Genomic DNA, 19771 nt, shown 5'->3' on the forward strand with positions numbered 1-19771 from the left:
GTTGTGGTGGCGGTTGCGGTCAGATTCCCGCGGCTGCCGACAGGTCCCGCTTGATGGTGGCCAGGAGGTCGGTCGCCTTGGCGCGGGCCGTCGGCAGGTCCGCGTGGGTGGTCACCGGGATCACCACCTCCAGGTAGCACTTCAGCTTCGGCTCCGTCCCGCTCGGGCGGACGACGACCCGGGCGCCGGTGAGGGTGTAGCGCAGGCCGTCGGTGGGCGGGAGCCGGTCCGTGCCCCGCGTGAGGTCCTCCGCCCTGGTGATCGGCAGGCCCGCGAGCTCGGTCGGCGGGTGCTCGCGGAGCCGCTCCATCGCCCTGGCGATGATCGTCAGGTCCTCCACGCGGACCGCGAGCTGGTCGGTGGCGTGCAGGCCGTGGGCCACGGCGAGGTCGTCGAGGAGGTCGGGGAGCGTGCGGCCCTGTTCCTTGAGCTCGGAGGCTAGCTCCGTGATGAGGAGGGCCGCGGTGATGCCGTCCTTGTCCCGTACGCCGTCGGGGTCCACGCAGTAGCCGAGGGCCTCCTCGTAGCCGTAGCGCAGGCCCTCCACGCGGGCGATCCACTTGAAGCCGGTCAGGGTCTCCTCGTAGGGCAGGCCCGCCTTCTCGGCGATCCGGCCGAGGAGGGAGGAGGAGACGATCGACTCGGCGAACGTGCCCTGTGCTCCGCGGGTCACCAGGTGGGCGGCGAGGAGCGAGCCGACCTCGTCTCCGCTCAGCATGCGCCAGGTGCCGTTGTCCTTTACGGCCACGGCGCAGCGGTCGGCGTCGGGGTCGTTCGCGATGATCAGGTCGGGGTCGGTCTCGTGCGCCTTCGCGAAGGCGAGGTCCATCGCGCCGGGCTCTTCCGGGTTGGGGAAGGCGACGGTCGGGAAGTCGGGGTCCGGGTCGGCCTGTTCCGCGACGAGGTCCGGGGTGGGGAAGCCCGCGCGGGCGAACGCGGCGAGGAGGGTGTCCTTGCCGACGCCGTGCATCGCCGTGTAGACGGTGCGGGCGGTGCGGGGGGAGTTCTTCGCGAGGACGGCGTCCGTGCGGGCGAGGTAGGCGTCGAGGACGCTGTCGTCGAGGGTCTCCCAGCCGGCGTCGGGGCGCGGGACGTCGTTGAGGGACGCGATCGCTTCGATCTCCGCCGCGATCTCCGCGTCGGCGGGCGGGACGATCTGGGAGCCGTCGCCGAGGTAGACCTTGTAGCCGTTGTCGCGGGGCGGGTTGTGGCTGGCGGTGACCTCCACGCCGGCGACCGCGCCCAAGTGCCTTATGGCGTACGCCAGGACGGGGGTGGGGAGGGGGCGGGGGAGGACGGCCGCGGTGAGGCCGGTGCCGGTCATGACGGCGGCGGTGTCCTGGGCGAAGTCCTTCGACTTGTGGCGGGCGTCGTAGCCGATGACGACGAGGCCGTTGCCGTTGCCGTGCTTCCTGAGGTACGCGGCGAGGCCGGCGGCGGCTCGGATGACGACCGTGCGGTTCATGCGCATCGGTCCTGCGCCGAGTTCGCCTCGCAGGCCGGCGGTGCCGAACTGGAGGGTGCCGCTGAAGCGGGCCTTCAGTTCTTCGACGTCTCCGGCCTCGATGAGCTGGGCGAGCTCGTCGCGGGTGTCCGGGTCGGGGTCCTCGGTGAGCCAGGTTGTGGCGCGGGCGATGAGGTCGTCGTGCACGGTTGCCTCCGGCGGTGGGGCGGTTGTTTGTCTGCGGTTCGGTGGGGGCGGGCGTTTTTGCGCAGTTCCCCGCGCCCCTGGGGGCCTGCGGCGGCCCGTTGCTGTCCGGTGGGGGTGGGCGTAGCGCGTTTCGTTCGGTGGGTGGGTCGGTGCCGGGGTGGGGGGTATCCGTCCTCGGTCCGGCGGCTCGGTCCCTTCAGATGTCCTCGGTTCTTGACGCCGGCCGCTGCGGGCGGACACCCCCCACCCCGTCCCCTGCGCGCCGTACGCGGCGACCGGTGCGTGGGGGCGGACGCGGCGGCTGACGGTCCCATCGTGGCGCAGGCCAACTGCAACTCCCCAGGGGCGCGGGGAACTGCGCGACCAGCCACGACGGACCCGCAGCCGCACCACAACCGAACCCGGCACCTCACTAGGCACCCGGCCCAAGCCCAGCGCAGCGGGGGCGCGACCAGCCACGACGGACCTCAAGCCGCCCGACGACCTGACCCGGCACCCCCCTAGGCGCCCGGTGCTCGCGAAGCTCAGATGCGGCCCAGTACCTGCGCCAGCAGGGACCCCATCCGGGTCGCGCTGTCGCGGCCCGCCTGGAGGACCTCCTCGTGGTTCAGGGGCTCGCCCGTCATCCCCGCGGCGAGGTTCGTGACCAGGGAGATGCCCAGGACCTCCGCGCCCGCCTCGCGCGCGGCGATCGCCTCGAGGACCGTCGACATGCCCACCAGGTCCGCGCCGATGACGCGGGCCATGCGGATCTCCGCCGGAGTCTCGTAGTGCGGGCCGGGGAACTGGGCGTAGACGCCCTCCTCCAGCGTGGGGTCGATCTCCTTGCACAGGGCGCGCAGACGGGGGGAGTAGAGGTCGGTCAGGTCGACGAAGTTCGCGCCGATGATCGGGGACGTCGCCGTGAGGTTGATGTGGTCGCTGATCAGGACCGGCTGACCGGGTCGCATGCCCTCGCGCAGGCCGCCGCAGCCGTTGGTGAGGACGATCGTCTTGCAGCCGGCCGCGACCGCGGTGCGCACGCCGTGGGCCACGGCGGCCACGCCACGGCCCTCGTAGTAGTGCGTACGGCCGAGGAAGACCAGGGCGCGCTTCGCGCCGATCCGGTACGAGCGGATCTTGCCGCCGTGTCCCTCCACCGCCGGCGGCGGGAAACCGGGCAGCTCGGTGACCGGGAACTCGGCGTCGGGGGCACCGAGCGCGTCCACCGCCGGTGCCCAGCCGGAGCCCATCACGAGGGCGACGTCGTGGGTCTCGGCGCCGGTCAGTTCGCGCAGGCGTACGGCGGCGGCGTCGGCGGCGGCGTGCGGGTCGCCCTGGATGTCGTCCGGAAGAAGAGATGCGTTCACGCGGATGAGGGTAGCCGGTCCGGGCCTACGCGCGTAGATGACAGAGCTGACGGGATGGCGATCGTTGTCTTGTTGTTTCCGACCAAGGGTGGGGCCGCTGTGGCGTGAGGGTCAGCAGGGGCGCTTGCGCAGTTCCATCACGTAGTCGTGCGGCGCGCCGGCCGACTCCGCCGCGTCGGCCACCTCGCCCAGGTAGCGGGCCGAGGGCAGACCGCCCTCGTAGCCGTTGAGGACGTACGTCCAGGCCTGCTCCTCGCCCTCCAGGGTGTGGATCCGGACCCGGGTGCGGCGGTAGATGTCCAGGCCCACGCCCTCCCAGCGGTCCATCGAGTCGTCGTCGGCGGGCGCGATGTCGTAGAGCGCGACGAAGACCTGGGAGAGGGGGTCCTCGACGATCGTGGCCAGGGCCCCTTCCCAGCCCATGTGCTCGCCGCCGAAGGTCAGCCGCCAGCCGTTAAGCCACCCCGTGGCGCGCATCGGCGAGTGCGGGGCGCGGCGGGTCATCAGCCGCGCGTCGAGGTTGCCGGCGTAGGCGGCGTAGAGCGACATGCGTCGAGGGTACGGCAGGCTTCTCGGGCGTCTCTCCCGTAACAGAGGTATCTCGGGACGGGCCCCAGGCAGTGGCACTCCGGCGCGTGCGGGACAATGGAGTACGTGACTCGGATCGTGATCATCGGTGGCGGACCCGGCGGATACGAGGCGGCCCTGGTGGCCGCCCAGCTCGGCGCGGAGGTGACCGTCGTCGACTGCGACGGTCTGGGCGGGGCGTCGGTGCTGACCGACTGCGTCCCGTCGAAGACCCTTATCGCGACGGCTGAGGTCATGACGACCTTCGACTCGTCCTACGAGGAGCTGGGGATCATCGTCGCCGACGACACCCCACCCCTGGAGCAGGCCGCGCGGGTGGTGGGCGTCGACCTGGGGAAGGTCAACCGGCGTGTGAAGCGGCTCGCTCTCGCCCAGTCCCACGACATCACCGCCTCTGTCACGCGGGCCGGTGCCCGGGTGCTGCGCGGGCGTGGACGCCTTGAGGGCATGCAGGCGCTCGACGGGTCCCGGAAGGTCGTCGTGCGGGCCGTCGACGGGAGCGAGGAGACGCTCGTCGCCGATGCCGTACTGATCGCCACCGGCGGCCACCCCCGTGAGCTGCCCGACGCGCAGCCCGACGGGGAGCGGATCCTCAACTGGACCCAGGTCTACGACCTCGACGAGCTCCCGGAAGAGCTCATCGTGGTCGGGTCCGGTGTGACCGGTGCCGAGTTCGCCGGCGCCTACCAGGCGCTCGGGTCCAAGGTGACGCTCGTATCGTCCCGGGACCGGGTGCTGCCCGGAGAGGACCCGGACGCGGCCGCGGTGCTGGAGGACGTCTTCCGGCGGCGCGGCATGAACGTCATGGCCCGCTCTCGTGCCCAGTCCGCCAAGCGGGTCGGGGACCGGGTCGAGGTCACGCTGGCGGACGGCCGGGTCATCAGCGGGTCGCACTGTCTGATGGCCGTCGGTGCCATCCCCAACAGTGCCGGGATGGGGCTGGAGGAGGCGGGCGTCAAGCTGCGCGACTCCGGGCACATCTGGACCGACAAGGTGTCCCGGACGACCGCTCCCGGTGTGTACGCCGCCGGTGACGTGACCGGTGTGTTCGCGCTGGCTTCCGTGGCCGCCATGCAGGGCCGTATCGCCATGTACCACTTCCTCGGCGACGCGGTGGCCCCGCTGAACCTGAAGACCGTCTCCTCCAACGTCTTCACCGACCCCGAGATCGCCACCGTCGGCTACTCGCAGTCCGACGTCGACGGCGGCAAGATCGACGCCCGGGTCGTGAAGCTCCCGCTGCTGCGCAACCCGCGCGCGAAGATGCAGGGCATCCGCGACGGCTTCGTCAAGATCTTCTGCCGGCCGGGCACCGGGATCGTCGTCGGCGGTGTCGTCGTCGCGCCCCGCGCCTCGGAACTGATCCACCCCATCTCGATCGCGGTCGACAACAATCTGACGGTCGAACAGATCGCGAACGCGTTCACCGTTTACCCCTCCCTTTCGGGCTCGATCGCCGAGGTGGCACGGCAGTTGCACACGCGCAAGGAGACCGGGGAGGCCTGACGGCCGAAAGCGATTCCTGCCTGGTCACCGTCAGTTGTCGACCATTCGTGCGGCATAGGCGGGGAGATTAGGCCCTATACCACTTCCCGTCCTACTGTGCGAACAACTTCGGTAATTCGGCGCAAACTGCTGAAACCAGACGGTCGCCCGCGTTACTGTCAGTTTCGTGTTCGCTGCAGAACGTCGCCAATTGATCCTCGAAATGGTGCGAGCCAATGGGGCCGTGTCGCTCCGTGAGCTCGCCCGCGTCGTCCAGACCTCCGAAGTGACCGTACGGCGGGACGTGCGCGCACTGGAGGCAGAAGGACTCCTCGACCGCCGACATGGCGGTGCGGTATTGCCGGGCGGGTTCACGCGGGAGTCCGGCTTTCCGCAGAAATCGCATCTCGCGACCGCCGAGAAGACGGCCATCGCCGATCTCGCCGCGGGCCTCGTCGAAGAAGGCGAGGCCATTGTGGTGGGGGCGGGCACCACCACCCAGGAGCTGGCGCGCCGGCTCGCCCGGGTCCCCGGGCTGACCGTCGTGACCAATTCCCTTCTGGTGGCCCAGGCGCTCGCCCATGCCAACCGGGTGGAGGTCGTGATGACCGGCGGCACCCTGCGCGGCTCCAACTACGCCCTGGTGGGCTCCGGAGCCGAGCAGTCGCTCCAGGGGCTCCGGGTCTCGCGTGCCTTCCTCTCCGGGAGCGGGCTCACCGCCGAGCGCGGGCTCTCCACGTCCAACATGCTGTCGGCGTCCGTCGACCGGGCGCTGGTGCAGGCCGCCGCGGAGGTCGTGGTCCTCGCCGACCACACCAAGCTCGGCACCGACACCATGTTCCAGACCGTGCCGACGGATGTGATCACCCGCCTGGTCACCGACGAGCCCCCGGCCCACGACGACCGGGCCGGCACGGAGCTCCAGGCGCTCGCCGACCAGGGGGTGCAGATCGCGGTGGCCGGCGCGTCGGGAGCGCCGGGGGGTGATCAGGCCCCGGCGCGCCGGGGCCAGGAGCGCCGCGACGTGCCCCTGCCGGGGCCTCGGCGCGGGCAGGTCTCGGGAGCGGGGCCGACGCTGCGGACGGCGGCGGTGCTGGGGGATCCGACGTCCGGGGCGGAGCGGGGGCGAGTGGCGGATCTTCGACGCCGCTGACGGGGCCTCTCCGTCGGCTGGGACCGGGTCAGGTTTCGGGGCGGGGTGGGGTGCCGGGTCTGGCTTCGGTGCGGGGGCGCCGTGGTCTGGCGTGGGTGTGGGGGCGCCGGGTCTGGGGGTGTCACGGGAGCCGGGGCTGAGAGTCGACACGGGGGTGCTGGCTCGGAGGGTCGACGCAGGGGTGTCGGGGCTGAGGGTCGACACGGGGGTGCTGGCTCTGAGTGTCGACGCGGGGGTGTCGGGGCTGAGGGTCGCGACGGGGCGCCGGGTCTGAGCTGTGCCGCGGCTGGGGGCCGGGTCTGAGCTGTGCCGCGGCTGGGGGCCGGGTCTGAGCTGTGCCGCGGCTGAGGGACTGGGCTGAGAGGCGCCATGGCCGGGGGCCGGTCCAAGAGGCGCTCACGTGGGGCCGGTTGAGGTCGTACGGCGGCTGCGGGTTCGTTGTGGCGGGTCGTGCCCGCGCGGGGTGGCCGCTCGTTCGGCCCTGGCGCCTCAGTGGCGCGAACCCCGCCCACCGAGACGGCGGCGCCCCTCCCGTCGCGCACGCCCCCCGCAGGTCAAGTCGCCCTTTGCGCGCCCCTGTTCGCCCTCCCTCCCGCCCCCGGCGATCCGGCCAGGACGCTGCACACAGCGGCCTGAAGTCGTAGTTTTCTCTCAAGGGGGAGTTATCGCCCTCTGGGGATATCTCTGGCGAGAGCAGCGCCGGGAGAGCGTATGGAGATCAGCGGGGCCGACGCGCGCCGTGTGGTGGAGCTGGGGCGGGAACTGGCGGATGCCGGGCGGCCCGAGGAGTTGTGGGAGCGGGCGCTGACCGCCGTGCTGGAGCTCGTGCCCGCCGACGCCGGGCAGCGGTACCGGCTGCCGCTGGACGGGCGGGGCGTGTTCGTGGTCAACGTGCCCGCGGACTCCTTCCACGCCGACCCGATGGTGATCTACGACCATCCCCTGGACCACCCCCTCACCGACCTGATGCTGGACGCGGTCACCCCGGGTGCCTGGCGGGTCAGCGATGTCGCCGGCGACCGGCAGTGGCAGCGCACCCACTGCTACAACCTCGACTTCCGTCCCTTCGGCCTGCGCCACCACCTCGTCGCCGCCGCGGGCTCGGACACCGCGACCGCGGTGGAGGGCTACGCCCTGGTCCGCTCCGGCACCGACTTCACCCCACGGGAACGCGATCTGCTGGGTCTTGTCCAGCTCCAACTCGGTCAGCTGGAGAGCCAGTTGGCCGAGCGGCAACGCCTCGTCGCGCTGTCCGCCGCCGCACTGCGGCTCGCCGAGGGGCACGGCTGCGGTGTCGCGAGCCTCGACGACACCGGCCGGCCCCGCCCCCTCAACGCCGTCGCCGCCGACCTGCTCACCGCCCTGCGCGACGACCCCCGCCTCACCGCGGGAGTCTCCTTCACCGCCCGCCACATCGAGGTACGGCACCTGCCCGCCACGCCCGGTCTGCCCGCGCTGCTCCTCCTGCACGACCTGTCCCGCGCCCGCGCGGTGGCCCGCCTGTTCGGCATCACCGAGCAGGAGCACCGCACCCTGGCCCACCTCCACGACGGCCGTACGGCGACGGAGGCGGCCCACCGGATGGGCCTGTCCCCGGCGACCGTACGCGGCTACATCGCCTCCCTGCACCGCAAGCTGGAGGCCGGCCACACCGCCGCCCTCCTCCGCCGCGGCCGCGACCTGGGCCTCCTCACGGACCGAGTGAGCTGAGACGTTGCTGGGGCGGGGGTGGTGTCCGCCTGGTGAGCCGTAAGGCGACATGTCGCGACCCCCTCAGAATTGACGGATGGTCATCAGGCGGGCCTGATCGGTTCACTGGTGGGAGGCGCTCCGCTCGGGGGCAGACCGCCAAGGGGGACTCATGACCACCACGCCGTCACCGTCACGCACGCCCACGGCCGCCGCGGACGCGGGCACACCCCGCACCGCCCGCCTCCTCGCCGCGATCACGGCCACCCTCGGTCCGCTGATGTTCGCCGCGGCGGGACTCGTGGCCCCGTACGACACCGACGCCTCCAGCAAGGAGATCGCCCGGGACATCGCCGCCCACACGGGCGCCGCGGAGCTCTCCGTGTGGCTGTGGACGGTGGGCACCGTGCTGTTCCTGCCCGGCCTGGTCGGCGTCGCGCTGCTCGCCGTGGCCCACTCCGCCCGGCTGGGCCTGTGGGGCGCGGTCCTCTTCGGCACCGGGCTCACCGCCGTCAACGCCACGCCCAACCTCGACATCGTCGCGCTCGGCGGCTTCGAGAAGGGCGTGAGCCAGGACTCCCTGGTGCGGGTGGCCGACGGCGTCAACGAACTCGCCGTGGTGAACGGCCCGATCCTCTACTTCGTCGCCGCCCATGTCGTCGGCGCGGTCCTCCTCGGCGTCGCCCTGCTGCGCGGCCGCGTGGTCCCCGCCTGGGCGGCCTGGCTGCTGATCCTGTCCATGCCGCTCAACGTGGCCGGCTATGTGATCGGCATCGCCGCCCTGACCGCCCTGACCTTCGTCATGGCGGCCGTCGCCTTCGGGTACGCCGGCCTCGTCCTCGTCCGCCACGGCAGCGGCTGGACGCGGACCGCGTAGCCCACCAGGGCCACCGTCACGGGGGACGGGGAAGCGAGGCGCCCCGCGGACCTGCTGCTCAGGTCCGCGGGGCGCCTCGGGAAGGTCGTACAGGAAGAGGCCCTGTGGTCAGTCCTTGATCTCGCAGATCGCCGCGCCGGAGGTGATGGACGCGCCGACCTCGGCGGTCAGGCCCTTGATGGTGCCGGAGCGGTGGGCGTTGAGGGGCTGTTCCATCTTCATGGCTTCGAGGACGACGACGAGGTCGCCTTCCTTGACCTCCTGGCCCTCCTCGACGGCGATCTTGACGATGGTGCCCTGCATCGGGGAGGCGAGGGTGTCGCCGGAGGCCACGGGGCCGGACTTCTTGGCGGCCCGGCGCTTGGGCTTGGCGCCCGCGGCGAGGCCGGTGCGGGCCAGCGACATGCCCAGCGAGGAGGGCAGCGAGACCTCCAGGCGCTTGCCGCCGACCTCGACCACGATCGTCTCGCGGTCGCCGTCGTCCTCGGCCTCGGTGTCGGCCGGGGCGGCGAAGGGCTTGATGTCGTTGACGAACTCGGTCTCGATCCAGCGGGTGTGGACCGTGAACGGGTCCGCCGAGCCGGTCAGCTCGGGCGCGAACGCCGGGTCCTTGACCACCGCGCGGTGGAAGGGGATCGCGGTGGCCATGCCCTCGACCTGGAACTCCTCCAGGGCGCGGGCGGCACGCTGGAGGGCCTGCTCGCGGGTGGCGCCGGTGACGATCAGCTTGGCCAGGAGGGAGTCCCAGGCGGGGCCGATGACCGAGCCGGCCTCGACGCCGGCGTCCAGGCGCACGCCCGGGCCGGAGGGCGCCTCGAACTTGGTGACGGTGCCGGGGGCGGGCAGGAAGTTACGGCCCGGGTCCTCGCCGTTGATGCGGAACTCGAAGGAGTGGCCGCGCAGTACGGGGTCGCCGTAGCCGAGTTCCTCGCCGTCGGCGATGCGGAACATCTCGCGCACCAGGTCGATGCCGGCGACCTCCTCGGTCACCGGGTGCTCGACCTGGAGGCGGGTGTTGACCTCCAGGAAGGAGATCGTGCCGTCCTGCCCGACCAGGAACTCGCAGGTACCGGCGCCCTCGTAGGAGGCCTCCTTGAGGATGGCCTTGGAAGCCCGGTACAGCTCGGCGACCTGCTCCTCGGACAGGAACGGCGCGGGCGCCTCCTCGACCAGCTTCTGGTGACGGCGCTGCAGCGAGCAGTCACGGGTGGAGACGACGACCACGTTGCCGTGCTTGTCGGCCAGGCACTGGGTCTCCACGTGCCGGGGGCGGTCCAGGTAGCGCTCCACGAAGCACTCGCCGCGGCCGAACGCGGCCACCGCCTCACGCACCGCGGAGTCGTACAGCTCGGGGACCTCTTCCAGGGTGCGGGCGACCTTCAGACCGCGTCCGCCACCGCCGAAGGCGGCCTTGATGGCGATCGGCAGCCCGTGCTCCTGGGCGAACGCCACCACCTCGTCGGCGCCGCTCACCGGGTCGGGCGTGCCGGCCACCAGCGGGGCGCCGGCCCGCTGGGCGATGTGCCTCGCTGCGACCTTGTCGCCCAGGTCGCGGATGGCCTGCGGGGGCGGGCCGATCCAGATCAGGCCCGCGTCCAGGACCGCCTGCGCGAACTCGGCGTTCTCGGAGAGGAAGCCGTAGCCCGGATGGACCGCGTCCGCGCCCGCCTCCCGCGCGGCCCCCAGGACCTTGTCGATGTCGAGATAGCTGGTGGCCGGGGTGTCACCGCCCAGGGCGAACGCCTCATCCGCGGCGCGGACATGCAGAGCGTCCCGGTCCGGGTCGGCGTACACGGCCACGCTCGCGATACCGGCATCCCGGCAGGCCCGGGCAACGCGGACAGCGATTTCGCCACGGTTGGCGATGAGCACCTTGCGCACGATTGAGGCTCCCTCCTTGAAACAAGCCGAGTTTAGGGACTGCCGACACGGCACTTCGACCCGTCCCCGGTGGTGAGCTAGCCCACACAGAGCGTGATAGGCGGCTCACTCCGTCTGCGAAATCCCTTGTCGCACCTCGGTACGCAGGACTCCTCCCGGAAACCCTAGCCCTCCTCTGTGGCCAAGGTCTCTGTAAGAGCGTGCTGCGGACCACTTCGTTTCTTTGTGGAGTCCCTACGAATGGCCCAATGATTCTTTGCCACCCGCCGAACCCTTGTCCCGCGGTTTACCCGTTAGTAGCGTTCACGCTGTATCGAACGTACTTGGGGTAACAAGAGCACGGCTCGAAAGTGGGTGGGGACCGGTGATACGCAGGCCGGTGGCGTGGATCGTGGCGGTCGTCCTCTTCGCCGAGGCGTTCGGTGTGGCCCTGCTGAACTGGATCATGGCCAATGTCGTCGACGGGCAGAACATGTCCCTGGCCGGCCTCGACCCGGACGCCATGGTGATGTCCTCGAAGGTGGGCGCGGTCGTCTTCGGCCTCTACTTCGCCCTGTGCGGCCTGGTGGCCCTGCTGGTGGCCCTGCGCGACCGTCAGCCGGCCGGCCTCGGCCGCATCCTGCTGATCAGTGTGGCCGTGGTGCACGGCCTGCTCGCCGCCGTCGCCTGGGCGCTGATCGGCCGGCCGCAGTTCGTGTTCATGGTGGTCATGCTGGCGCTCATCGTCCTGCTGCTCGTGACGTACGACGCCCAGCCGCAGTCGCAGCCGACGCCTCCCGCGGACCCGCGGGGCACCGACGGGCCCGACGGGCCCGGCGATCCCGAGGCCGCCGAGGAGCCGAAGGACGCTCAGGAGGCCGCAGGCTCGCCGCTCACGCCTCCGCCGGCGCCCACAACTCCGTGATGCCCACGCCCAGTTCGGCCAGCAGCCTGCGCAGCAGCGGCAGGCTCAGGCCGATCACGTTGCCGTGGTCGCCGTCGATGCCCTCGACGAACGGGGCCGAGCGGCCGTCCAGGGTGAAGGCCCCGGCGACGTAGAGGGGCTCGCCGGAGGCGACGTACGCGGCGATCTCGTCGTCGGTCGGGTCGCCGAAGCGGACCACCGTGGAGGCCACGGCGGAGACGTACCGGCCGCTCGTGGTGTCGTAGACGCAGTGGCCGGTCTGGAGGGTGCCCGCGCGGCCGCGCATGGCCTTCCAGCGGGCCGTCGCCTCCTCGGCGTCGGCCGGCTTGCCGAGCGCCTCGCCGTCGAGGTCGAGCACCGAGTCGCAGCCGATCACCAGGGCGCGGGCTGCCTTGGGCAGTGCGGCGACCACGGACGCCTTGGCCTCCGCGAGGGCGAGGGCCAGTTCGGCGGGGGTGGGGGCGGTGACGGCGTCCTCGTCGACGCCGCTGACGATCACCTCGGGGGCCAGGCCCGCCTGGCGCAGGAGGTTCAGCCGGGCGGGCGACTGGGAGGCGAGGATGAGGCGGCGGCGCGGCTGATCGGTCATGCGGTCAGCGTAATGCCGGTCGGTGGAGGGCCGGGTCAGCGCAGTCCGACCACGATCATCGCGAGCACCATGGCCAGGGCCATGAAGATGCCCAGCCGCCGAAGCATCTCCTGCATGTCGCGGAGTTCCTTCGGGGGTTCGTCATCGGGGTCGGACCACAGCATGCCACCAGCGTGGGGCTTGGCGGAGGGGGGCGCCTGAGTACGGGTACTCAAAATGGCGCCCTGAGTTGTGGCCAGGTGCGCGGTTCCCCGCGCCCCTGACGAGTTTCACCCGGGCCAGTAGGAACGAGCCCATGCCGTCGGGCCCGGTTGGGGCAGGCGGTGGGTGGCGATCCTTGACGGGTCGGACCACGCTTCCTTGTGCTGGTCCGCGCCGGGCGGCTCCGGGGCTGCCGCGGCGCGGGCGCGGACCACCGCCAGGGCGGCGGCCAGCTCCTCCGGCGTGGGGTTGCCCCGTACGACCTTGATGTTCACAGCGTCTCCTTAGAGGGGGATGTTGCCGTGCTTCTTCGGGGGCAGGGACTCGCGCTTGGTGCGGAGCTGGCGCAGGCCCCGTACGACATGGCGGCGGGTGTCCGACGGCATGATCACGGAGTCGATGTAGCCGCGCTCGGCCGCGATGTAGGGGTTGAGGAGCGCGTCCTCGTACTCCTGGATCAGCCGGGCCCGGGTCGCCTCCACGTCTCCCGCGGCCTCGGCCTCGGAGATCGTGCGGCGGTGCAGGATGTTGACCGCGCCCTGGGCGCCCATGACGGCGATCTGGGCGGTGGGCCAGGCGAGGTTGAGGTCCGCGCCGAGGTGCTTGGAGCCCATGACGTCGTAGGCGCCGCCGAAGGCCTTGCGGGTGATCACCGTGATGAGCGGGACGGTGGCCTCGGCGTAGGCGTAGATCAGCTTGGCGCCGCGGCGGATGATGCCGTCGTGCTCCTGGTCGACGCCCGGGAGGAAGCCCGGCACGTCCACGAAGGTGAGAACCGGGATGTTGAAGGCGTCGCAGGTGCGGACGAACCGCGCGGCCTTCTCGGAGGCGGTGATGTCGAGGCAGCCGGCGAACTGCATCGGCTGGTTGGCGACGATGCCGACCGGGTGGCCCTCGACGCGGCCGTAGCCGGTGAGGATGTTCGGCGCGAACAGCGGCTGCGTCTCGAAGAACTCGGCGTCGTCCAGGACGTGTTCGATCACCGTGTGCATGTCGTACGGCTGGTTCGCGCTGTCCGGCACGAGCGTGTCCAGCTCGCGGTCCTCGTCGGTGATCGCGAGGTCCGCCTCCTCCGGGTAGACCGGCGGCTCGGACAGGTTGTTGGACGGCAGGTACGACAGCAGCTGCTTGACGTACTCGACGGCGTCCTTCTCGTCCCCGGCCATGTGGTGGGCCACGCCCGAGACGGAGTTGTGGGTGCGGGCGCCGCCCAGCTCCTCGAAGCCGACGTCCTCGCCGGTGACCGTCTTGATGACGTCCGGCCCGGTGATGAACATGTGCGAGGTCTGGTCGACCATGACCGTGAAGTCGGTGATCGCGGGGGAGTACACCGCACCGCCCGCGCACGGGCCGACGACCAGGCTGATCTGCGGGATGACACCGCTCGCGTGGGTGTTGCGGCGGAAGATCTCGCCGTACGCGCCGAGGGAGGCCACACCCTCCTGGATGCGGGCGCCGCCGGAGTCGTTGATGCCGATGACCGGACAGCCGGTCTTCAGCGCGAAGTCCATCACCTTGACGATCTTCTGGCCGTAGACCTCGCCCAGCGCGCCGCCGAAGACGGTGAAGTCCTGGGAGAACACGGCGACCGGGCGGCCGTCGACCGTGCCGTACCCGGTGACGACGCCGTCGCCGTAGGGGCGGTTGTTCTCCAGGCCGAAGTTGGTGGAGCGGTGCCGGGCGAACTCGTCCAGCTCGACGAAGGAGCCCTCGTCGAGGAGGAGTTCGATGCGCTCACGGGCCGTCAGCTTGCCCTTGGCGTGCTGCTTCTCGACGGCACGTTCGGAGCCGGCGTGCGTCGCCTCCTGGATGCGGCGCTGGAGATCCGCGAGCTTGCCCGCGGTGGTGTGGATGTCGATCTCTTCCGGCTCGGACATCGGTCTCGCGGCTCCCTGCCTGCTCAAAAGGGGGGACGGTTACTCATCCGTAGAGTAGTGGTGCCCCTACGAATCAGCAGTGCGGCGTTTCACACACCTAGGGTGGCTTGCATGACGCCGCGAGATGCTTCAGGAGACGACAGCCGTTGGTCGGACCTCGACCGGCCACCCCTCAACGCCGCCGCGCTGCGCCGCGGGCTGGTGCGTGACGGCGGGCTCTGGTCCGGGATCGAGGTGGTGGCCGGCACCGGCTCCACCAACTCCGACCTGGTGGCGCTTGCCACCGCGGGCAAGGCCGCCGAGGGCGCGGTCCTCGTCGCCGAGGAGCAGACCGCCGGGCGGGGCCGCCTGGACCGGCAGTGGACCGCGCCGCCACGCTCGGGCCTCTTCTTCTCGGTCCTGCTGACGCCGGGTGACGTGCCGGTGGCCCGCTGGGGCTGGCTTCCGCTGCTCACCGGGGTCGCGGTGGCGACGGGCCTGTCACGGTCCGCGGGTGTCGACACGGCCCTGAAGTGGCCCAACGACCTGCTGGTGACCGTCGGCGGCGAGGAACGCAAGGCGGGCGGGATCCTCGCCGAGCGGGCCGGCGACCACGGGGTCGTCATCGGCGTGGGCATCAACGTCACGCTCCGGGAGGACGAGCTGCCGGTGCCGACCGCCGGTTCGCTGGCGCTGGCCGGAGCGGTGAGCACGGACCGGGACCCGCTGCTGAGGGGCGTACTGCGCTCTCTGGAGCAGTGGTACGAGCGCTGGCGTGCGGCGGCGGGGGACCCGACGGTGAGCGGCTTGCAGGAGACGTATGCGGCGGGGTGCGCGACGCTGGGAAGACGGGTACGGGCCGAGCTGCCGGGAGACCGGTCACTGGTCGGCGAGGCGGTGGCTGTGGACGGCGACGGCCGCCTGGTGATCGCGACGGAGGAGGGCGTACAGGAACCGGTGGGAGCGGGAGACATCGTCCACCTGCGGCCCGCGTAGGCCCGCACCCCCTTGTCGGCGCCCTCGGGAGTGAGCTGGCGCACACCTGCCGTACAGTTGAGGCCGGTCGATACCTGACCGTGACAGATCGGAAGGGCAGCAGGCGTGACCGTAGACGACACGGGCTCCGGCGCGGACGCGACCCCGCACCCGCTCGCCGTGCGTCTCGAACAGCTCATCCTCGGCGCCGAGCGGCGCTACACCCCCTTTCAGGCGGCCCGCACCGCCGGCGTCTCCATGGAGCTGGCCACCCGCTTCTGGCGGGCGATGGGCTTCGCGGACGTCGGCCAGGCCAAGGCGTTCACCGAGGCGGACGTCCTCGCGCTGCGCCGGCTCGCCGGTCTCGTCGAGGCGGGGCTGCTGAGCGAGGCCATGGCCGTACAGGTGGCGCGGTCCACCGGGCAGACCACCGCGCGGCTCGCCGAGTGGCAGATCGACTCCTTCCTGGAGGGCCTGACCGACCCCCCGGAGCCGGGCATGACCCGCACCGAGGTGACGTACCCGATCATCGAGCTGCTCCTGCCCGAACTGGAGGAGTTCCTCGTCTACGTCTGGCGCCGCCAGCTCTCCGCGTCGGCGGGCCGGGTCGTGCAGGCCGCCGACGACGAGGAGATGGTCGACCGGCGGCTGTGCGTCGGCTTCGCGGACCTCGTCGGTTTCACGCGGCTGACCCGCCGGATGGAGGAGGAGGAGCTCGGCGAGCTCGTCGAGGCCTTCGAGACCACCGCCGCGGACCTCGTGGCCGCGCGCGGCGGGCGGCTCATCAAGACCCTCGGCGACGAGGTGCTGTACGCGGCGGACGACGCGGCGGTGGCCGCCGAGATCGCCCTGCGGCTGATCGAGACCATGGCGAACGACGAGACCATGCCCGAGCTGCGCGTCGGCATCGCCTTCGGCACGGTGACCACCCGTATGGGTGATGTCTTCGGTACGACGGTGAACCTGGCCTCCCGGTTGACCTCGATAGCTCCCCGGGACGCCGTACTCGTCGACAGCGCCTTCGCGGAGGAGCTGATCCGCCACGGCGAGGCGCCCGCCTCCGAGGCGGAGGCGGCCGAGGCCGCGGCCACCGCCGAGAAGGAGGGCGAGGAGCCGCCGACGTACCGCTTCGCGCTCCAGCCGATGTGGCAGCGGCCGGTGCGTGGTCTCGGCGTGGTCGAGCCGTGGCTGCTGACCCGCCGGGACGTGGCGCCCTAGCCGTGCCGTTCGGGCACGTCGGCGAGGCCTAACGCTGCTGCACGCACAGGCCGATGATCGGTACGCACAGGCCCGGGGCGGGCCGGCTGGACCGGGTGGGCTGTGCCGTCGGGGCGGGGGCCGGCGGGGGTGTGGTCCGGGCCGAGGTCGGGGCCGGCCGGGGTTGCGGGGCGGCGGTCGTGGCCGGCGCGTGGGGTGCGGTGGTGGTCGTGGGGGCGGGTGCCGGGGTGTTCGGAGCGTCCGGGATCGTCGTGGGGGCGGCCGCGTAGGGCAGCGGTACGGCGGATGCGGGCGCGGATGCGGATGCGGATGCCGGTGTGCTCGGTGCGAAGGGTGCGCCCGCTGTCGGGGTCGCCGAGATCCCGCCCATGAGCGTGGTGGAGGACGGGCTCACCTTCGGGACGGCACCGATGGTCGCGGCGGTGTCGGTCGTGCGGTCCGTGCCGGTGCCCGTGTCTGTGCCGGTGTCCACGCCGGTGTTCGTGTCCGGGGCCGCCTGGGGGTCGGTCTCCGTCGCGCCGAAGCCGCCCATCGTGGTGTCGGAGGCCAGTCGTACGAGGCTGAGGGCGCCGGCGGCCAGGGCGAGACCGCCCGCCGCGAGGAGGACCTTGCGGGGGCGGGGCTTGCGGTGGCGGCCCCGGGGGCCTCTCGGCCCGCGTGAGCCGAAGAGGTGGGTGCCCTCGCTGTCCGCGAGCCCCGTCGTCATCGTGACCGTCGCCGTCATGGTTCCTCCCCTGTGTGCCCGCGCCCCCTGTGCGCCGTGGCGGGGCGCACGTTATGCGCTGCTGTGGGCGGTGGGGGAGGAGTTGGGCGGGATGTCACTCGAACGGGGTGTCGGGCGGGTCGGCGGGAACCTTTCGTGGAGTGGGCGGGGCTGCGATGATCTGAGCGTTCTTGTTAACCCGCGTTAACTGGGAGGGTCTGATGGGCGAGCAGCGGTTCGGGGAGTTCGTGCTGGTGCGGGGGCATGGGGAGGACGGTGTCGTCGAGCTGGTGCTGGACCGGCCGAAGGCGATGAACGCGGTCTCCACGGAGATGGCACGCTCGGTCGCGGCGGCGTGTTCGGCGCTCGGGGGTGACTCGGGGGTGCGGGTGGTCGTGGTGACCTCCACGCATGAGCGGGCGTTCTGCGTCGGGGCGGATCTGAAGGAGCGGAACTCCTTCAGCGACGCGGAGCTGCTGCGGCAGCGGCCGGTGGCTCGCGGGGCGTACACCGGGGTGCTGGAGCTGCCGGTGCCGACGATCGCGGCGGTGCACGGGTTCGCGCTGGGCGGGGGGTTCGAGCTGGCGCTCGCGTGCGACCTGATCGTGGCGGACGGTACGGCGGTGGTGGGGCTGCCTGAGGTGTCGGTGGGGGTGATTCCCGGGGGTGGGGGGACGCAGTTGCTGCCGCGGCGGGTGGGGGCGGCGCGGGCCGCCGAGCTGATCTTCACGGCGCGGAGGGTGGAGGCGGAGGAGGCGTACCGGTTGGGGCTGGTGGATCAGCTGGTGCCGGTGGGGGAGGACCGGGCCGCTGCGCTGGCTCTGGCGGGGCGGATCGCGGCGAACTCGCCGGTGGGGTTGCGGGCGGCGAAGCGGGCGTTGCGGCTGGGGCAGGGGCTGGATCTGCGGGCCGGGCTCGAGGTGGAGGACGCGGCGTGGCGGGCGGTGGCGTTCTCGGGGGATCGGGCGGAGGGGGTGGCGGCGTTCAATGAGCGGCGGGCGCCTCGGTGGCCCGGGGTTTGACGTTGTTCGTCTGCGGGTTCGGTGGGGGCGGGCGTTTTGCGCAGTTCCCCGCGCCCCTGGGGGCCTGCGGCGGCCCCTTGCTGTCCGGTGGGGGCGTGCGTAGCGCGTGCTGGTTCGTCTCGGGTCGGGGCCGGGGTGGGGGGTATCCGTCCTCGGTCCGGCGGCTCGGTCGCTTGAGATGTGCTCGGTTCCGGACGCCGGCCGCTGCGGGCGGACACCCCCCACCCCGTCCCCTTCACGCCGTCGGCGGCTTCAGGAGCGTCCACCGTCCCCACCCAGGGGCGCGGGGAACTGCGCGACCAGCCCCCACCGGGCCGCAGTCGCCCGCCAACAGAACCCGGCGCCTCAAACAGCCCAACCTCACCCCGGCCCTCACCCAAATCCTCCCTAACCTGGAGTGATGGGTGAGGACATCCGGCTGGCCGCGGTCGTCTCGTTGGCGCAGGGCATGGCGGCGGCTCACGGCTCGCGGGAGGCGTGGCGGGCCGCTGCCGCCGGGGCGTGCCGTGCGCTCGGGGGGAGTTTCGCCGCGCTGTCGGTGTGGGAGCGGGAGCTGGGGCGGCTCAGGGTGTTGGTGAACGTGGGGGAGCGGGTCGCCGGTGAGGAGGAGTTTCCCGAGGGGGAGGCCTACCCCGTGCACCAGTTCCCGGAGATCACCGAGTTCCTGCACGAGCGCTGGGCCGGGGGCGGGGAGCCCAATGCGTGGGTGGAGACGGCGGAGGGGCCCGCGGCGGGCGTGCGGCCGGGGTACGTGCATCAGCGGGTCGCCGCGCTCCGGAGGAGGGGGCGGGGGTGCTGTGTCGTCGCGCCGATCGTGTTGAACGGGCGGGCCTGGGGGGAGTTGTACGTGGCCCGGCCGGTGGGGGCTCCGCTGTTCGGGCGGGAGGACGCCGACTTCGCCACCGTGCTGGCCGCCGTCGTCGCCGCCGGTATCGCGCAGGCGGAGCGGCTGGAGGAGGTCAGGCGGCTCGCGTACACGGACGCGCTGACCGGGCTCGCCAATCGCCGGGCCGTGGACGTGCGGCTCGACGAGGCCGTGGAGCGGCACAAGCGGGACGGGGTCGTCGTCAGTCTGGTCGTCTGTGATCTCAACGGGCTCAAGCGGGTCAACGACACCCAGGGGCACGCCGTGGGGGACCGGCTGCTGGAACGTTTCGGGTCCGTGCTGTCGCTGTGCGGGGCCATGGTGCCGGGCGCGCTGGCCGCGCGGCTCGGCGGGGACGAGTTCTGTCTGCTCGCGGTCGGGCCCTCCGCCGACGAGGTGGTGCGGGCCGCCGACGAACTGTGCCGTCGGGCCGGGGAGCTGGAGCTGGGGGAGGGGGTGGCGTGCGGGGTCGCCTCGACCGCGGATCCCATCGGGCCCGTGCGGTCGGCCCGGCGGCTGTTCCGGCTCGCCGACGCCGCGCAGTACCGGGCCAAGGCCGAGCGGGCCACCAAGCCGGTGGTCGCCGGCCGGGGCGGGGTCGAGGATCCCGTCGTACGGCTGGCGGATGCCGCGCCGTCCGAGCCCCCCTCGCCGGAGCGACGGCGGTTCCGGGGGCGGACCTGAGGTGCCGGGGGCGGTAAGGGTCGTAACCCCGACCCAGTAGTGACATCCTGGAATTCAATGCGTACGCTCCTGAATATGGAT

At 72.2% G+C, this 19771-nt stretch carries 18 protein-coding genes; 9 read left to right on the forward strand and 9 right to left on the reverse strand.

Annotation, left to right across the window (positions count from 1 at the left end):
• Nucleotides 1-19: 19 nt before the first annotated feature.
• The 3 genes from AC2XR2_RS28250 to AC2XR2_RS28260 all read right to left on the reverse strand — a co-directional run bounded on the left by AC2XR2_RS28250 (nucleotide 20) and on the right by AC2XR2_RS28260 (nucleotide 3549).
• The gene (locus AC2XR2_RS28250) at nucleotides 20-1651 is read right to left on the reverse strand and encodes a phospho-sugar mutase (RefSeq protein ID WP_491516637.1); all 1632 of its coding nucleotides are present in this window, start codon (nucleotides 1649-1651) and stop codon (nucleotides 20-22) included.
• Between the two features lie 524 nt (nucleotides 1652-2175).
• Nucleotides 2176-3000 carry a purine-nucleoside phosphorylase gene (locus AC2XR2_RS28255; protein ID WP_330264789.1) on the reverse strand — a complete coding sequence of 275 codons (825 nt, stop codon included), beginning with the start codon at nucleotides 2998-3000 and terminating at the stop codon, nucleotides 2176-2178.
• 111 nt (nucleotides 3001-3111) lie between these two features.
• Complete coding sequence (locus tag AC2XR2_RS28260; RefSeq protein ID WP_020141438.1) at nucleotides 3112-3549, reverse strand: gamma-glutamylcyclotransferase family protein; 438 nt, start codon at nucleotides 3547-3549, stop codon at nucleotides 3112-3114.
• A gap of 96 nt (nucleotides 3550-3645) precedes the next feature.
• Here AC2XR2_RS28260 and AC2XR2_RS28265 point away from each other — a divergent pair, with 96 nt between their 5' ends.
• The 4 genes from AC2XR2_RS28265 to AC2XR2_RS28280 all read left to right on the forward strand — a co-directional run bounded on the left by AC2XR2_RS28265 (nucleotide 3646) and on the right by AC2XR2_RS28280 (nucleotide 8792).
• The gene (locus tag AC2XR2_RS28265; protein ID WP_330264788.1) at nucleotides 3646-5094 is read left to right on the forward strand and encodes an NAD(P)H-quinone dehydrogenase; all 1449 of its coding nucleotides are present in this window, start codon (nucleotides 3646-3648) and stop codon (nucleotides 5092-5094) included.
• A gap of 166 nt (nucleotides 5095-5260) precedes the next feature.
• Complete coding sequence (locus tag AC2XR2_RS28270) at nucleotides 5261-6226, forward strand: DeoR/GlpR family DNA-binding transcription regulator (RefSeq protein WP_330264787.1); 966 nt, start codon at nucleotides 5261-5263, stop codon at nucleotides 6224-6226.
• A 711-nt stretch (nucleotides 6227-6937) separates the two neighbouring features.
• Nucleotides 6938-7936 carry a response regulator transcription factor gene (locus AC2XR2_RS28275; RefSeq protein ID WP_449351755.1) on the forward strand — a complete coding sequence of 333 codons (999 nt, stop codon included), beginning with the start codon at nucleotides 6938-6940 and terminating at the stop codon, nucleotides 7934-7936.
• 151 nt (nucleotides 7937-8087) lie between these two features.
• Nucleotides 8088-8792: a hypothetical protein gene (locus AC2XR2_RS28280; protein WP_491516638.1), complete on the forward strand. Its 705-nt coding sequence runs from the start codon at nucleotides 8088-8090 to the stop codon at nucleotides 8790-8792.
• Between the two features lie 108 nt (nucleotides 8793-8900).
• On the opposite strand, the gene AC2XR2_RS28285 is transcribed toward AC2XR2_RS28280, so the two are convergent.
• Nucleotides 8901-10673: an acetyl/propionyl/methylcrotonyl-CoA carboxylase subunit alpha gene (locus AC2XR2_RS28285; protein WP_381298345.1), complete on the reverse strand. Its 1773-nt coding sequence runs from the start codon at nucleotides 10671-10673 to the stop codon at nucleotides 8901-8903.
• A 364-nt stretch (nucleotides 10674-11037) separates the two neighbouring features.
• On the opposite strand from AC2XR2_RS28285, the gene AC2XR2_RS28290 reads away from it, so the two are divergent.
• Entirely contained in the window at nucleotides 11038-11577 is a 540-nt protein-coding gene (locus tag AC2XR2_RS28290; protein ID WP_491516639.1) for a hypothetical protein, read from the forward strand.
• Here AC2XR2_RS28290 and AC2XR2_RS28295 read toward each other — a convergent pair.
• The 4 genes from AC2XR2_RS28295 to AC2XR2_RS28310 form a co-directional block, all read right to left on the reverse strand.
• A complete protein-coding gene (locus tag AC2XR2_RS28295; protein WP_491516640.1) occupies nucleotides 11546-12166 on the reverse strand; it encodes a nucleoside triphosphate pyrophosphatase in 621 nt (206 codons plus the stop codon). The two genes, AC2XR2_RS28290 and AC2XR2_RS28295, sit on opposite strands and share 32 nt — an antisense overlap.
• Before the next feature lie 35 nt (nucleotides 12167-12201).
• On the reverse strand, nucleotides 12202-12330 hold the full coding sequence (gene mmpB / locus AC2XR2_RS28300; protein ID WP_267974108.1) for a morphogenic membrane protein MmpB: 129 nt from the start codon (nucleotides 12328-12330) through the stop codon (nucleotides 12202-12204).
• Between the two features lie 105 nt (nucleotides 12331-12435).
• Nucleotides 12436-12642, reverse strand: coding sequence for an acyl-CoA carboxylase subunit epsilon (locus AC2XR2_RS28305; RefSeq protein WP_381298351.1), 207 nt, complete (start codon nucleotides 12640-12642; stop codon nucleotides 12436-12438).
• A gap of 9 nt (nucleotides 12643-12651) precedes the next feature.
• Nucleotides 12652-14244 carry an acyl-CoA carboxylase subunit beta gene (locus tag AC2XR2_RS28310; RefSeq protein ID WP_330264780.1) on the reverse strand — a complete coding sequence of 531 codons (1593 nt, stop codon included), beginning with the start codon at nucleotides 14242-14244 and terminating at the stop codon, nucleotides 12652-12654.
• A 111-nt stretch (nucleotides 14245-14355) separates the two neighbouring features.
• Between AC2XR2_RS28310 and AC2XR2_RS28315 the strand changes: the two genes are divergently transcribed.
• Nucleotides 14356-15219, forward strand: coding sequence for a biotin--[acetyl-CoA-carboxylase] ligase (locus tag AC2XR2_RS28315; protein WP_381298355.1), 864 nt, complete (start codon nucleotides 14356-14358; stop codon nucleotides 15217-15219).
• A gap of 105 nt (nucleotides 15220-15324) precedes the next feature.
• The gene (locus AC2XR2_RS28320; RefSeq protein ID WP_123762732.1) at nucleotides 15325-16416 is read left to right on the forward strand and encodes an adenylate/guanylate cyclase domain-containing protein; all 1092 of its coding nucleotides are present in this window, start codon (nucleotides 15325-15327) and stop codon (nucleotides 16414-16416) included.
• 28 nt (nucleotides 16417-16444) lie between these two features.
• Here the strand turns inward: AC2XR2_RS28320 and AC2XR2_RS28325 are convergent, their stop codons facing one another.
• Nucleotides 16445-17140 carry a hypothetical protein gene (locus AC2XR2_RS28325; RefSeq protein ID WP_381298357.1) on the reverse strand — a complete coding sequence of 232 codons (696 nt, stop codon included), beginning with the start codon at nucleotides 17138-17140 and terminating at the stop codon, nucleotides 16445-16447.
• A gap of 200 nt (nucleotides 17141-17340) precedes the next feature.
• Between AC2XR2_RS28325 and AC2XR2_RS28330 the strand changes: the two genes are divergently transcribed.
• Together AC2XR2_RS28330 and AC2XR2_RS28335 are read left to right on the forward strand one after the other, a co-directional pair.
• Nucleotides 17341-18141, forward strand: coding sequence for an enoyl-CoA hydratase/isomerase family protein (locus tag AC2XR2_RS28330; protein ID WP_491516641.1), 801 nt, complete (start codon nucleotides 17341-17343; stop codon nucleotides 18139-18141).
• A gap of 400 nt (nucleotides 18142-18541) precedes the next feature.
• A complete protein-coding gene (locus AC2XR2_RS28335) occupies nucleotides 18542-19690 on the forward strand; it encodes a GGDEF domain-containing protein (protein ID WP_381298360.1) in 1149 nt (382 codons plus the stop codon).
• Nucleotides 19691-19771: the final 81 nt, after the last annotated feature.

The organism is Streptomyces sp. LS-MS-L19 (assembly GCF_058382285.1).